This is a genomic window from Labrenzia sp. PHM005, from assembly GCF_006517275.1.
GTDB lineage: Bacteria > Pseudomonadota > Alphaproteobacteria > Rhizobiales > Stappiaceae > Roseibium.
Genome location: NZ_CP041191.1, coordinates 2,483,310 through 2,497,731 on the forward strand (window position 1 = coordinate 2,483,310; position 14,422 = coordinate 2,497,731).

Here is a 14,422-nt window from a genome sequence, read left to right on the forward strand (position 1 = left end):
AGCGGAATACTGGCATGTTCAGACGTTTTAACAGCAGTGTGCGCTGAGCTGAGTTTAAGATGAAACCAACTATGAAAGTTTCTAAGGGAAGCCAGTACGGCCGGTCTCGTCGGGTCAGCGATATACAATGGACCGACCGCCAGAATTGTATGCTGCTTGACCTTAAGATGCGGAAGTTTCAGAGGGGCGGGTTAGCGGAGTGCCAAACTGCGGATCATATCGAACCTGATTGCGACCGTTACGTTTGGCACAATATAGCAATTCATCAGCAGTCTTGAGGATCTCTGTGAGTTTATTTCCATCTCTTGGATATGAAGCTAGCCCTGACGAAATCGTTAAACCGCCAAGTGCGGTGCCCTCGAATTTTAGCTTTAGCTGTTCAACGGATTTTCTTAAATTTTCGCCCGTCTCATAAGCCCCTTGAAAAGTTTGGTCCGGCATCAGAACTGCGAACTCTTCTCCGCCCAGGCGGCATGCAACGTGATTGGCTGCGATTTTGCTTTTGAACAACTTTCCAAGCTGCACGAGGATAAAGTCTCCCGCATCATGACCATACGTGTCATTGAATTTCTTAAAGTGATCGACATCAATAATCAGGATCCAAAATCCGCTGTCGCCCTTGTGTGAATTGAATGTAATTGTGTCGAATTTTTCTTCAATGTAGCGGCGGTTGTTCAGGCCTGTGAGCGGGTCGTGCAGGGCCTGTTGTTCGAGGGTCGCCCGCAGATTGAGGTTGGAAATTGCAATCGCTGTTTCCTTGCCAACAGATTGTGCGATTTCCAATTCCTGTTCGGAAAACAGGCCGCCGGATTCCTTTGTCAATTGGATTATCCCAAGCGTTTCGCCGAGCGCCATAAGGGGAATGCAAACCACCTCGTCAGTTTGAGAACTTTCAAGATGTTGGCAGTTCAAGCCACCTTTGCATGAATGGTGAATGGCATTTTTTCTCAATGACCAGCAGCTATCAGGTGAATAATATGACCCCTTTTTCCAAACACCACCCCATTCCTTTTCGACGATCATCAAGTTTCGTGAGTTGTTGAATAGGAGCAGAGCTCCATTCGTTCCAGGTAGAACCTTCGGCAGATGAATTTCTAATATTGTCCCGGCTTCTTTCATATTGGTGCTTATTGCGAGCATTGAGCCGAGTTCATGCAAACAACGCAATGTGCCTGTTCTCGCTGCAACTTGCCCCTCTAGTCGCTCATGACGGAGGCGTATTGACATGGTAAGTGCGCGTGCCAAAAAAGTTGTGATTGTCCCAATAACAAAAAGACCTGCAAGCATACCCATAATTAACAGACGTCGAAGGTCCGTGATTTGCGACTGAAAGGTTCTCAATGGGACCGCGACGCGAGAAAATAAGATATTGTTGTTGAACGGGAACTGATAGGCGGCGTAGAGAAAATTGGTTTGGAGCGTAGTGCTGTAACGTTGACTGACGCCTTGGCCGTCAGCACGAGCCAAAACTAGTTCCGGGCGTTCTGCGTGATTATCCGCATGGAGCAATTCGTAACGAGACATATCGGAATCGGCAAGGACAACGCCATTCTCCGCAATGATCGAAACTCTTGCTTCAATATCCCGAGAAAGATCGCTCACCGAAACCTGAAGCTCGTCAAAGCGTTCATGTCCGACGCTTTCCTGCACTGAAGGTATTTGAATAGGATCGGGAAGGTGAAGCACTAATCGGGCGGTCGCCCTTGCTTTTTGGAGGGCATCCGTTTCCTCATGATGCTGCATGTAACGAACGATAGAGCGGTCGATCACAGCTGAAAACAACGTGATGCAAAAGAGCATGGCAGTGACGGAGCCGACAACGATTCCAATCGTTCTTCTGCTGGATTTATGCAATAGGCTCACCGTAACCACCAAGCAGCTCTTGAATATTAGTGTGGATTATTCTGCCAATTCAACACGATCACATTAAAGAAAATTCGTTATCGTTCTACTATTTTGTAGATGAAATTTGCTTTCCTAAAAGTATTCATGGATTTACATTGTTATTTATACTGAATTTTATGTTCGTCTAACTGTCGATGGTTCATTGGGTTGCGGAATCTTGTTAATGAATATAACGGGTGTGGAGAATAGCATGAGACCCGATCCTTATTCGGTTTCGCGCGGTGTCCTTATCGCCCGTAGTTTTCAGGAGAGCGATGGTTTGCGATGTCATGTGCGAATTCTGATTGTTTTGTTAGGTTAGAACAACGCAGTGGCGACAGGACGCGAACTTCTCTTGATGGGACGGCAGAATGATAACGCGTAGATCTAATCTAAGCATCAGGCACGGGAACAGCTGCCAGATGTTTATCGCTTGTGTTCCAGAGAGGCGATGATTCCTGCTTCGATCTGCGTTTCGATAAGATGCACAGCCTTAAAAATATCATCGACCGGAACTGGGGCCGAGAAGTAATTGCCCTGGATGCGGTGACATCCGATCTCAGAAACTAAGCTCAATGCTGCATAGTCCTCTATCCCCTCCGCGACAGTTTGTGCACCGATTTCCTCAGATAACCTCTGGATCAGGCGGATCACCGGTACCGATGTCGGCAACGTGTCGATGAAAGACTTGTCAATCTTAATGCAGTTGATCGGAAACTTGGAAATATAAGCAAGATTGGAATAGCCCGTTCCAAAATCATCAACTGCGATTTTGAAGCCAAGAGCGGTCATGCTGCGAAGCCGCTTGGCGACCTGGTCTTGATCCTCTGCCAAAACAGATTCAGTGATCTCCAATTGCACCGACCCATTCTTCAAGTCGGGATGTTGCGCGTGTGAAGACAAGGTAGCCATAAAGTCGTTGTCAAGAAACTGTCGCGGTGACACGTTCAGAGACAATCCAATGTCCAGCCCCGATTTCAGCCAGCGTTTTACCAATTCACAGCTCTGTTCAAGAACAAAGTGGTCCAGCACGTCGATAAGGCCTGTTTCTTCACAAACACCTATGAAATCCACCGGCATGAGGAGACCACGGTTGGGATGGCGCCATCTGGCAAGCGCTTCTGCGCTAACGACCTTTCCCGAATAAAGATCAACACAGGGCTGAACATGGAGTTCGATTTCCCCGTGCTCAAACGCCGAGGCGAGCTCTGCCTCAACCTGTAGCCGTTGATCAGCAATCCGTCCCATATGCTCAGTGTAGAGTGACGATCTGTTGCGGCCCAGCCGTTTGGATTCATAAAGCGCTACGTCCGCATGGCGCACGTATTTTTCGCAATTTCTGTCATGGGCAGGGATTACCGACACCCCGATACTGGTCGTGACCTCAATCTTCTTGTTTTTGTAGAAAAACGGCTGACAAACGGTTCTCTGGATCTGATCGACACGGTGTCTGACCTGTGTCGGTGAATTCGCACCAGAGAGTAGGATAACAAACTCATCTCCGCCGACCCGTGCCAGAAGGTCGGCTTCTGTCAGGCATGCCTTAATCCGCTCCGAAACGACAACAAGCAGCCGATCTCCCGCTTCATGACCATACTTATCGTTAGTCTGCTTGAATTTATCCAGGTCCAAAAAAAGAAGTGCAATCGGCAAATCTCTTTGCTTGCTATCAAGGAATTCAAGATGTTTTTGAAAATAGGCGCGGTTATAACAATCGGTCGTTTGGTCCTTGTCAGCAAGATAGGACGCTCGATCTCTGGCGTGTTTCAGTTCGGTTACGTCAATGGCCGTAACCAAAGTTGCAGCTCCTCCGGTGGCTGCATCCCTGCAATTCTTGAAGGACATATCATGCCAGGCCAACCCCGCATCTGACTTTATCTGCAACACTCGGCGCGCCTCGCCGCGCAACTCTAATTCGCTTAAGATTGAATCATAATCAGAGGAATTGACAAATACATCTGGCAGGTGGGTAGTCTCCGAACGCCAAGTATTTCTGGCTGCAGGATTCATGTAAAGCTCCCGGCCTGTCTTCGTGAACAGGGAAATCATGACGTCGGTATGCAAAAGCGCTTCGGCACTTCTCAACGTCTCTGGAGCGTCTTCAGCTATTCCTCTCGCTTCACATAACATGGCGATGCGCCCGTCCGGCAGCCGATATCCGGTGTAAACCACATCGACAGAGACTGGCTCTTCATGGGGATACAGCGTCCAGAGTTCCTTGAATATCGCATCGTTCTCAATAAAGCCGGCCTGGTACTGTTTAAGCCGTTTGGCGACTGTGGTTGACATGTCTATCGACATATCACGGGCAGCAAGTTCCGCTTCCGTTTCCGCTTTCCAAAGACGTAAGGCGGCAGCATTTGCCATAATGTTCCGGCAATTATCAATGTCATAGACCCAAACGGCATGGGTCAAACGCCTCGCAAGATCGAATGGCTCCGTGAATTCCGGAGGTTCTCCAATAGGTGATGAGAGGGGAAGGACCGATGGCTCTTGGTCTTCCGGGACGTCATTCATGAATGCCAGCTCTCAGTTTCTTGTGCAGGCGTCAAACCTAGCGTCCATTAGTCCGAGGGGGCGGTCAAGTATCTCAGTCTTTTAACCTTACCAACATCGCATCTCTCGGCAATACTTGAGTTAGCGGAACTTCAGTAACGTTCGACGTCGTCAACGAATTTTAGGGCTGGTTGGCCGGGAAGACCTGCGGTACGGTCAACGCAACGAACCGCTACGGGGCCCGGACCGGCCAGAGGTTCTTTATGCAGGCGACATGAAGACCGGTGATTGTTACTTGGTAATCGCCTTCACAATGATCGCAATGGAGTATGGCCCGGCTTTGGCCAATGGCGGTGTTTGCTCATAGACAGCTGCTCAACGACGACACTGCCCCTGGGAGCCTAATTGAGGTGGTTTCTGGTTTGTAATCGCGATCGAGAAGTTTGTTGTTCTACGTCCGCTTCGCGCCCTCAGACCGGACGTGTGTCGGGTTTTTCTTTGGTCCCGAATGCTGTCATTCACCGCAGACGGATTGAATTCACAAGTTGGGCGTGGATTTGCCGTTCATTGTGGGCCGGATGAAGGTCTGATGCGTTGGACACTCCAATCCTCTTCAGGGGCGTTTTTTTAAAGCAGGGAGTTACCGATAATGCGTAGATGACATATATTGGTCCGGAAGAATGAGTGACCAAACAGAGACCGGAGACTGATGTGTCCCCAAGCAAGGGCCGCGTTGAAAGACTGATTGATACGATAGGCGCAGAGTTCCAGTCTCATCTCATCGACTTGTGGAACACCTCCACAGTCTTTGATATTCAAGACGGCGCCGTTCAAAAGATGATCTCACGCGAAGCGCCATTTGGTGTCATTGGGATCAAGATCCTGATGCGCAATCCGGGAGACGTAGATCGTCTTTTTGAGCATCAGTGGAATTTCAGCATTGGGATCACCGGATGTAAATTCACGCTTTTGGACGTCGATTACCAGAACGACGTTTGGGTCGGTGATCCCAATTCCGCCGAATTCGCTGGGCACGAACATATTGCCTTCAAATCGGTTGAGCACATGATTGCCTTTCTTGGCGACGATTTTGGCGTCGGAAAAGTCTTCGTTGATAAAATTGGTGCTCTCTGCCCCAGCCTGCTTGAAAAGCCGCCATTATTCTTTCGACTGCCGCGCAGGGCGCCACCCGCTTACAGGTACACAGAAGCCCCCCGGGTCATTCGCGAGGAGGTAGGCCTTTCATCGGATGACGGCATGGTTCTGATTGAGGCGATGATCAAGGAACACGGGATTGAACCTTATACGATCCTTCTGTCCTTCCATTCTGATGAAAACTTTTGGCTGGTTGATCTCCCTGAAGCGCTTGTCGACCGTTACCAACATGGCCTGATTGATCCAAGTCTTGGTGAACACCATTCAAATCTTGAGGTTGGGGTCTCCATTACAGCAGAGGCTCTGAGGAACAAGGCCCGGAAGAAGTCAAACAGCGCTGAGCGCGATAAGGGCGTCTTTTTCTCCATGTCCGGAAGCGGTTCTGCATCAGGGTACTTGAACGGATTGAACTGATGTTCCGGAGGTTGGGGTCATCTTTTTTGCTGTGAGAAAGCGCGCAATTTCCGCCAATCTCCTCTCAGACACGATCCAGATCTTCGCTGCTTGTGTTCTGAACAGCAACAATGCGCCTTCATATACGCCATTTGGCCGTATACGCATCTAACAAATACCGACATTCATTTGAGGCGCAGCGAATTACTTGGATGGGCGGAAAGCGGTCGTTCGCGGTGATGTAAACGAAAGCCCACTTACCTTTGTTTTCAACCTGCCATAATTTTGAGAAAAATTCTTCGGGCTTATGGCGTTTCGTAGACATCCATATTCCTCCGTTTTCCTAAACATAACGGCGGACCACTTTGAAGCGGGAGAATCAGGTTCATTTGGATGAATTGCGCGAACTTACAATTTTCAATGCTACGTTAGGGAACTAATATTTGGAAAGGCATGGAACACTTCTTTGATGTTACCATCTGCGGCTCAACAAATTGAACTCCGCTTGCTGCTTTGCCTAGAGTCCAGTGCGACCCCAAGAGACACCGATGGTTCCTGTACGTTCGACACCAAGGGCCCTCCAAATGATCATGCAATGCATACGCAGAGCCTTTTGCAAAACGCTTTTCGTCACTGGTTTCCTTTTTACCGAAGCAGCTATGGCGGATTTCGTCAGCGGTCTCGACCCCAACGGAGACAATTTCTTGGCCATGCGGCGTGGGCCCGGAACCAGTCATCCGATGATGCTCGAGATGGGGCCTGGAACTATCGTTACCGTTCTGAAGCGTCAGGGGAACTGGGCCCTGGTCGCACTGGAAGATGGGACGAGCGGTTGGGCCTATGGCAAATATATAAAGCCGGGCCTTCCTTCCTCTAATGACACTGGGGGAGACAGCAACATTGTCTATGTGGCTGGGTCGAGTGACCCGGAAGATCTGTGTTTTGTTATCGTAGATCAAGGCCAGTTTGGTCGCATTGAAGGTTGTGTATCGTCCGTTCTGCCAAGACAGGGACGCAACTACTATGGCGCCGGAAGCGCGTTTGATGGCGACAGACACTCGGCTTGGGTTGAAGGACGCCCGCACGAAGGGACAGGAGAATGGATCGAGTATCTCTTCGAAGACGCAATGGTCGTGCAAACTCTTGAAATCATTTCAGGTTACGCAAAAAGCAACAAGACCTTCCGGGACAACGCAAGACCGGCCATGGTAAAAGTCCACGCCGATGACGTGCCAGTGGGCTCGGTCCGGCTTGCCGACACGCCGGATCCTCAGATCATTCGCTTGCCTGAACCGGTGTCGGCACAATTTCTCAGGCTGGAAATCACGGACGTCTATCCCGGTCGTAAATACAAGGATCTTGCAATCTCGGAGTTGTGGGTTGACCTGGAAGAGCATCACATGAAATTCGAACCCGAGGTTTCCACCTCTCTGAAACCGGTCGCTCCATCGAAGCCGACTCCCGTCATTGCCCCGGCGCCCCTGGCCGCGCTTCCTCCTAGTTCCGATTCTGCTCCGGTCCCCGTGCCAGTGGAAGCATTGGATACAGGTGAAATCATGCTGATTAAGGGGCTTCTCAACCAGTTGGGATACGAGGCCGGTTCCATGAACGGTACTGTGGACGACCAGCTACGATCCGCAATCATTGCATTTCAAAGTGTCGAAGGAGAAATTCCGACAGGTGAAGCCACGCTAACCCTACGGGATCTGCTAGTCCAGAAAGCTTCGCAGTAGATCGCAAGAAGTGTCTGTCTGGTTGTCGTTCAGAGGGCCGTTCTTCGCCGATCGTCAGGGCACGATAATGTGTCCGGCAACTTCGGCGTTCCACCCTTGAGCTTCGTCTTCACAGGGGGTTCGTCCTGTGTGCTTCAGCATGACCGCATAGAGCCCCTTTGGAAGGTTGGTCAACTTGCGCGTGGTGTAAAGACCGTAATAGCCATAGGAAATGTCGTCGGCCCGAACCAGCTCCTGACCGGCGTCGTTGACCACAATCATCTCCGCCTGGCGCGTGCAGGGCCTGATGGTGACCTGAACGTCCCCTTGCTTTGATGTTGCAAACAGGATGACATCGACATCGCCAACCGGCATCGTGCCACTTGCTAACCAGCCGTTGGGTCGGCTTTTGAAAATGCCTCTCGTGGCATTTAAAGATGAGGCAAAATCGCCGACCTCATCCTCCGTATGCGCGTACGGTCCCGGCGCAGCAGGCGGAGCCTTTACCGTTTGAGATCCATTCCCATCGGCCTTGGGTTTTGCACCGCCCTTAGTTTTCTGCGGTTCCTTGACCGCGGAAATCAAAGCGTCTCTCAGATCCTGTGTCGGCAGACCGTCTGCCGGGAGACCATTGTCATTTTGGAATCGGGAAATCGCGGTCCCGGTGTTGCCGGAAATCGTACCAGTCGGCTTGTCCGCCAAATACCCGAGCCTGTTCAAAAGGGCTTGAATGGCTAGAAGTGTGTTCTTGTCGACTTCGATCCCGGGCTCACCGTTTCCGGCGTGTTGTGTGGGAGGCTCGGGAACTGGAGCAGGCTGGGAAGGCAGTGGCGGCGGCGGTGCTACAGCCTGCGGAGCTTCCAGGGGGGCGCTGGGGGCAACCTGATCAGCGGGTGCTGGCGGCATTGCTGCGACCGTTGGCGCAGTGGCCTGCGCGGGGGGCATTCCAATCGGGATACCCCTTACGACAACAAAGCCGACATTATTGGCATTGTCGTTGGTGGCCCATGTTGCGGGGGCGCTGTCGATGATGACATAGGTCCCCGGATTGAGCACCAGGTTCGGCCGCGCGATCCATTCAACGTTCGGAGCATTGTTCATGCCTGGAGCGCCGACTGCCTGCCAAAAACCGATACCTGCAATGCCGATGGCCCCGGCCTGTGCCGTCCCCGTTCCGTTGTTCCAGTGATAGGTTTGTAATTGGGTAATCAGTGTCGGAACACGTAAGGTAACCTGCGGCGAGACTGAGGGGCCACTGCGGACGGTTGCCTTGTTGTAGGTATTCAGAACCTCGGTTTCTTGCCCGGACAAACCGACCAACCCGTGCGCGGGGGCGGCTGGAATGGTAGCAGGAGATTGCTCAGCAGGAGGTGCCGGCGGTGAGGTACTTCCTGCAGGAACACTAGGCGCCGGTGAGATGGGAGCAGCAGGTTGTGCAGTGGGCGGACGATCGGGGGAGGGGGGAGCATCACCTGCCTGCTCTTGAAGCTGGCGCAATCGATCCAGTATCGGTTTCATGCGCTCAAAGCCATCAGACAGTTTCGGCTGAAGCACGAACTCCCGTTCCTTGAGCACGTGGGCACCGGCAGGCTGAAACGATGCCGCCAGGAAAAGAACTGCGAGAACGGCAGCCTGAACATTGTGGTGTGGTCCAGTGGGGCGAAAAAGTCTCATCGCTCACGAGTTCCTTTTGCCTTGAAACAACAGTCCGGGCGCTGGCTCCTTTGCCTTGCCTTGAAGGTCAATTCGTCAATTCGCACTGCGTGACAACTCATCCTCGCCGATACAATGCATGAAGTACTGCTTTGAATTCGGCGCGTATGGACACGCAATCACTTCTGTCTGTTCGGTCACACCGTAGATCTCGGCTATCTTTTCGGCTTGTCCGTTCAGAATATCGAGAAACTGGTTCCAGTAGTCGGCGCTGCTGTCTCGAATGCTGTTCAGATAGTTCCAGTCTCGCACAATGGCGTCAGCATCCCCGTTTCTGAAAGACTGCTTGAACCGCTCCATCATGTTGATCTGCGTGATCAAGGTGGTCTCGATCTGCGCGGCGAGATCCTGCAATTCGGCGAACTGTGAGTTTCTTGCGAAATGTCCGACGAATTCAGCCGCCTGTTTGGCATCGAAGGTTGCATCGTCCATCCTGGAAAAGTCCAGGCGATTGAGCTTGTCGTATACCTCGTTCATCGTGTCCGAGTCATTGACGGATCTCAGTACCGCATCATATTGGTTGGTTACTGAATCGCGTAGGCCGTCATGGGCAAGATTCAGCTTGTCTGCCCCTTCCTGAAACGACATCAATTCGTTGATATATTGCTGCGCGTCCGCCTTGTTGGCGATCGCACTGATTCTGCCTTGTGCGAACACCGGCTGCACATTTGCCATTGCAATTAGCGTGATCAATGCCACCGCGGCAACCAGTCTCTCAGTCGCCACCATAGTCGCCTCCCCCATCGCCATGATCCATGGTCATCCAATGTGCGAAGCCGGTGGCCGTCATCTGGTTTGCGTCGATCGCTTTCTGGCGGCGACGGGACCTGATCGCCCCGGCGAGCAGCAGGAAGCCGATGAATAGCAGCATTCCCGATATGAACAGCGCCGCTCCGGCATCTTCGGTCATGCCCTGCCTGGCATAGACATCCAGAAACGCTATCAGCGTTGCACCGCCGCCTCCGAGGAAACCGGCAACCAGGACCAACGCAATGAAAAACCGCATGATAGGCTCCCGTTTGCTGGCCAGAACATGATCCGGCTGAGGGACGCTGAAACAGCAGGATGCTCTTCCCTAGGCACGGTCAAAAAGCGGCCGCTAATTCCCTGCGCCGATCGGCTTCTCCTGCTCGACGGATCAGCCGGTCGATGCCTTGACCTGATACAAGCCGGATTTAATCCGGATGTAGCCGCCAGGCTGACGAGCTCAGAGTGGGTGCTCTCGCCAAGACTGCTGTTTCGACTCAAGAAAAAAGCTTAGCATACCGTAAGGTGATGTATAGACGCGGTTTTTAACATGCTTGAAGCGCGCAAGGCGGGTGAACGGCATTGTCAGATTTCGATCATTGCCGTTCCTGACCAGTGGCAATGGCCGTGTGTCGCCATTTCGCTGGTGGCGGAAACGTCATGGGTGCCTGGTATAAACACGAGACACGGCGCCTTGTTATCTGTCCGCCTTGATCCGGTCGACTGTGCCCAACAGCTTCTCGCTGCTCTGCTGCCCGGTATCCGGATCGAAACGCCGTTCGCCGCACCGGTGGCCACCGGCGTAGTACACCTTCAGCACGGTCTTGTCTGTCTTTTTGTTCTGTTTCACCGCGACCCCGAAGAAGGGTTTTGCATCTGTTGCGTCGTTGCAGCGTTTCCTACCTTGCCAATTTCCGCCATAACAGGTGCACAGGCGACTGTCGCGATAGCCGCATCTCGGAATGGACAGGGACGCGGAAATCGGGATCTCCGCCCCTTGGCTTGCTGGCGCAAAACAGGCGCCGTCATAGAGCAATTTCGGGTAGCCGTCTTTTGCAAGTGGTTTACCGTCAACGCCAAAATAGCGGCGCACCTTGTCGGCTTTCCCAGATGAAACGACGGGGCGGCGTTCGAATTCACGCAACTGTCCTGCCCGGTCGAATTCCTCTAATTCGATGAAGTCCTGCTTTTCTCCTTCCGATAGGTAACGCTTGATTTCGCGGATATAGCCATCACCATCATAGATGTAGGTGACGCGGCCGGCCGGGTGATAGGCGGTCTGACCGTACCATTTCTTGTCCATGCCGCTGTCATCATGCACGACCGTCTTCTCGCCACCAGCGTGGGATGCATAGCGTATGCCGGGTCGTGTCTTGTCCTGTGCGGTTTCAGGAGGAGTTTCAGCTGAAAGAGGGGCAGCCTTTTGAGGTTTAGCCTTGGAAGCGGGTCCCACATCACCTTTTGGAGCTAGGGGCGTGGGAGTTTGCGCTCCGGGCTGGGCCGCAGGTTCAGATTGGGCTGTGAGGGAGGGTGTGTCCGGACTTTTCTTCTGATGTCGACTGTGACCTGATGCGATAGCCGAAAGGGCTTCATCGCGCAGCGCTGTGGTTGGAAGGCCGTCGACGCGTAAACCTCTTGCGATCTGAAACGCAGTCAGGGCGGCCTGGGTCCGAGGAGAGAGGCTGCCGTCCAGTGCGCCGACTTCGTAGCCTAAGGAGGACAACAGCGCCTGTATCGCCAGGATCAACCCTGGATCGTTAGTCAATGTAGAATTGACCACGTCACTGAATGTTTTTGGGTCGGTATCCGAGGGCGCATTGGAGGCAATGCCCGTTTCTGTTGCCGTGCTTTGTTTCTGATAAACTCGGTAGTCGTTCTGGGGCCTGAGATCGCCGCATGTGGCTTGCAGCCAGCATTCGCGTGCCCTGGGGCCACCTACAGATCCAAACATGACCTGTGGTGCTGATTTTGCAGCGCCGATTTGCAGGCAGGCCTTCTTTTCCCGCAATCCGAAGTAACAGCCGTGATCGACGCATTGACCGTCCTTTTTCCAGCTCTCCGGATACGTGGCCCCCCCAAAGCACGCCTGTGCCCCCAGATCTGAATAGTCGGAAACCGCGGAACCGTTGTCGGGATTTGATGGTTCAGTTTCCGTCGTGTGTTTAGCGGCGATGCCCGGTTGTGATGTGTGGTCGGCTTTGTCGGGCGCGTTCGGCGAGGGCTGAACAACCGGTTCGGGTAGTGGCTGCGCAGAAGGCAGCGCGATGTCTCCGACGGTGACCGGAGCCCTCGCGGCGATTTCGTGGCCACCGTTTGGCCAGTCCAGGTAGACCCTCAGCTCATAATCACCGTCGGGCAGAAGCTTGAACGTGTGAGTTCCAGTCTGTCGACCGTTCTGCAACATCAGCAGGTCGTAGAAGGCTTCTGCGCCATGGTCAGCCGCGGCGATTGCAATCCAGTTCAACTGTCCGGCCGGCAGATTACCGAATTCGACCGAAACGGCCTCGCCTGTCGAGAACCTTGCCTTGTTGCCGTTAATGGACGGAGCGGTTTGCTGGACCGGCACCGGAACAGGGGACGGCAGAGCGGTGACGGGCGGTGGCGTGGGCGTTTGTGCTGCCCGGTTTTCCGCTTCCCAGTCTTTCAGAATATCCTTGGCGCCGCGATGTCCTGAGGCGGCGGCCAATTCGAGGTCGGCAAGGGCTGCATCCGGTTCCTGAGCGCGTCGCGCCAAAGCCCGGCGCATCAGAGCTTCCGGGTGACCGAGATCGGCTGCCTGGTTAATCAGATCACTGGCATGTCCCGAATAGCTTTCTTCATCAAAACCGAGCTCCATCATCCGCGCGAGAAGAAAAAGCCCGCGCGGATCGTCCGCGTCGGCGACCAGGGTTACATGGCCGATGGCTTCCTGCTTGAACCGCCCGTAGTCGGTCTGATCCATCAGGGCCAGAACGAACACCAGCTGTGCTCGCGGATCGAGAGTGTCAGCGTTCTCCCTCAGCTGCCGAAGACTGCCGGAGGGGGGCGGAATTCCGACTTCCCGCGCGAGATCGAGGATGTCTCCGGATGGTTGGATTTCCGGCACTTCGGGTTCGGTTTTGGCGGCAACTTGAGGTGCATATGTCTGATAGCAACGCTGTAGCGCTCTGATCGCACGGCGACTTCCGCGCAGCGAGAGGGAATTGCGCTTTAAACCGGCAATTTGAAAGCTCAGCCGAGAACCTTCAGCGATGGCTGTGAGAGCTTTGGAAGTCGCAGTTTCGTTGCCGGGAAAAAACCTAACGGAATCATTTGTCAGTGCTTCTATCCTAGTATCCAACGCCCAACGCCGATCCACAATGATCCGCGCATTGTAGGTGGTTCCTGCGACAACCCGATTTTTTCCAAGGCCCAGAAATACGACATAGTTGCCGCTGGTGAAGAGACCCAGCCCGAAGTAGCGGTCCTGTGAGAGGGGCAGAAGCATGACGCATTTTGTGAACGTGGTCGCGTCATTTCCATCTGCATAGGCTGCAATTACCCAGTTTCCCGATTTTTCCAGCGAAAGGCGGTTGGAAGCGGATGCAGCACTAACACTTGCCAGCAATGTGAGAAATACAGCAGTAGCCAAAGCGGCGAAAACACGCACGATTGTCTCCCGGGTACCTGTAGTTTCCGGCCTGTCAATCTCTGTGTGAGACCACCTGCGCTGCCGAAATTCGGATGGACCCGGACATTCTATTGGAAACCACCACATTCAAAATTGAAGCATCTGCCCATGACAAAACTTCTAATCTGCAAGTGGATTGGAGGCTGTATGGGGCCGATTGCCAATGTCCGACTCCTCGTGGAGATGCTGGGCATGTTTGGTTGAAAGACAGAACAAAGGCGATCGAGATTCCCGCCTGGAGTCAGAACACTGCAGCGGTTGCCTGTGGTTCGGTGACATTGGCGGGGCAGGCCGAAACTTTGCTGAATGCTGTAGCTGTGGTGTTATGCTTGAACCGCAAACTTGTTTCGAGAGCTACAGCAATAGCCAGTGTTTTAAAGCCCTTCAACGGGCAGTTCTGATTTGCCATTGAAATGAGCGTTCAGTGGGCAGTTCCAAAAGGACGCGATCGGTCGGAAACGATTCTTCAACCAGGTGGGCACATTGGTGCAGCCCGTTTTTCCGGCGCAAACTATTTTGTACTGTTCCGAGTTGGGAAAATTGGAGTTTGGTAGCGGGAGAGGGACTCGAACCCCCGACACGCGGATTATGATTCCAACGGAAAAGCTTTGAATCTCATTGTTTTGAGATGACATTGAGCTTGCGTGAGGCGGCGTTGTGGTTGTAACCAGAT

Annotated in this window: 9 protein-coding genes; 3 read left to right on the forward strand and 6 right to left on the reverse strand. The window is 53.0% G+C overall.

Translation table 11 applies throughout. The annotated features are described in order from the left end of the window. Nucleotides 1–162 precede the first annotated feature (162 nt). Nucleotides 163–1,863 carry a diguanylate cyclase gene (locus tag FJ695_RS11205; RefSeq protein WP_141185528.1) on the reverse strand — a complete coding sequence of 567 codons (1,701 nt, stop codon included), beginning with the start codon at nucleotides 1,861–1,863 and terminating at the stop codon, nucleotides 163–165. A gap of 447 nt (nucleotides 1,864–2,310) precedes the next feature. Further along, on the reverse strand, nucleotides 2,311–4,251 hold the full coding sequence (locus FJ695_RS11210; RefSeq protein WP_168206326.1) for a bifunctional diguanylate cyclase/phosphodiesterase: 1,941 nt from the start codon (nucleotides 4,249–4,251) through the stop codon (nucleotides 2,311–2,313). 813 nt (nucleotides 4,252–5,064) lie between these two features. On the opposite strand from FJ695_RS11210, the gene FJ695_RS11215 reads away from it, so the two are divergent. Then, the gene (locus FJ695_RS11215; protein ID WP_141185530.1) at nucleotides 5,065–5,949 is read left to right on the forward strand and encodes a hypothetical protein; all 885 of its coding nucleotides are present in this window, start codon (nucleotides 5,065–5,067) and stop codon (nucleotides 5,947–5,949) included. Between the two features lie 638 nt (nucleotides 5,950–6,587). Beyond that, a complete protein-coding gene (locus FJ695_RS11220) occupies nucleotides 6,588–7,661 on the forward strand; it encodes an SH3 domain-containing protein (protein ID WP_168206327.1) in 1,074 nt (357 codons plus the stop codon). 54 nt (nucleotides 7,662–7,715) lie between these two features. Here the strand turns inward: FJ695_RS11220 and FJ695_RS11225 are convergent, their stop codons facing one another. From FJ695_RS11225 to FJ695_RS28270, 4 genes are all read right to left on the reverse strand, one after another. Beyond that, the gene (locus FJ695_RS11225) at nucleotides 7,716–9,314 is read right to left on the reverse strand and encodes a peptidoglycan-binding protein (protein ID WP_141185532.1); all 1,599 of its coding nucleotides are present in this window, start codon (nucleotides 9,312–9,314) and stop codon (nucleotides 7,716–7,718) included. A gap of 75 nt (nucleotides 9,315–9,389) precedes the next feature. Beyond that, entirely contained in the window at nucleotides 9,390–10,082 is a 693-nt protein-coding gene (locus FJ695_RS11230; RefSeq protein ID WP_141185533.1) for a hypothetical protein, read from the reverse strand. Next, nucleotides 10,069–10,359: a hypothetical protein gene (locus FJ695_RS11235; RefSeq protein ID WP_141185534.1), complete on the reverse strand. Its 291-nt coding sequence runs from the start codon at nucleotides 10,357–10,359 to the stop codon at nucleotides 10,069–10,071. Before FJ695_RS11235 ends, FJ695_RS11230 begins: the two co-directional genes overlap by 14 nt. 438 nt (nucleotides 10,360–10,797) lie before the next feature. Next, on the reverse strand, nucleotides 10,798–13,728 hold the full coding sequence (locus FJ695_RS28270) for a peptidoglycan-binding protein (protein ID WP_168206328.1): 2,931 nt from the start codon (nucleotides 13,726–13,728) through the stop codon (nucleotides 10,798–10,800). A 74-nt stretch (nucleotides 13,729–13,802) separates the two neighbouring features. Here FJ695_RS28270 and FJ695_RS27985 point away from each other — a divergent pair, with 74 nt between their 5' ends. Continuing rightward, on the forward strand, nucleotides 13,803–14,150 hold the full coding sequence (locus FJ695_RS27985; RefSeq protein ID WP_168206329.1) for a hypothetical protein: 348 nt from the start codon (nucleotides 13,803–13,805) through the stop codon (nucleotides 14,148–14,150). Nucleotides 14,151–14,422 lie beyond the last annotated feature (272 nt).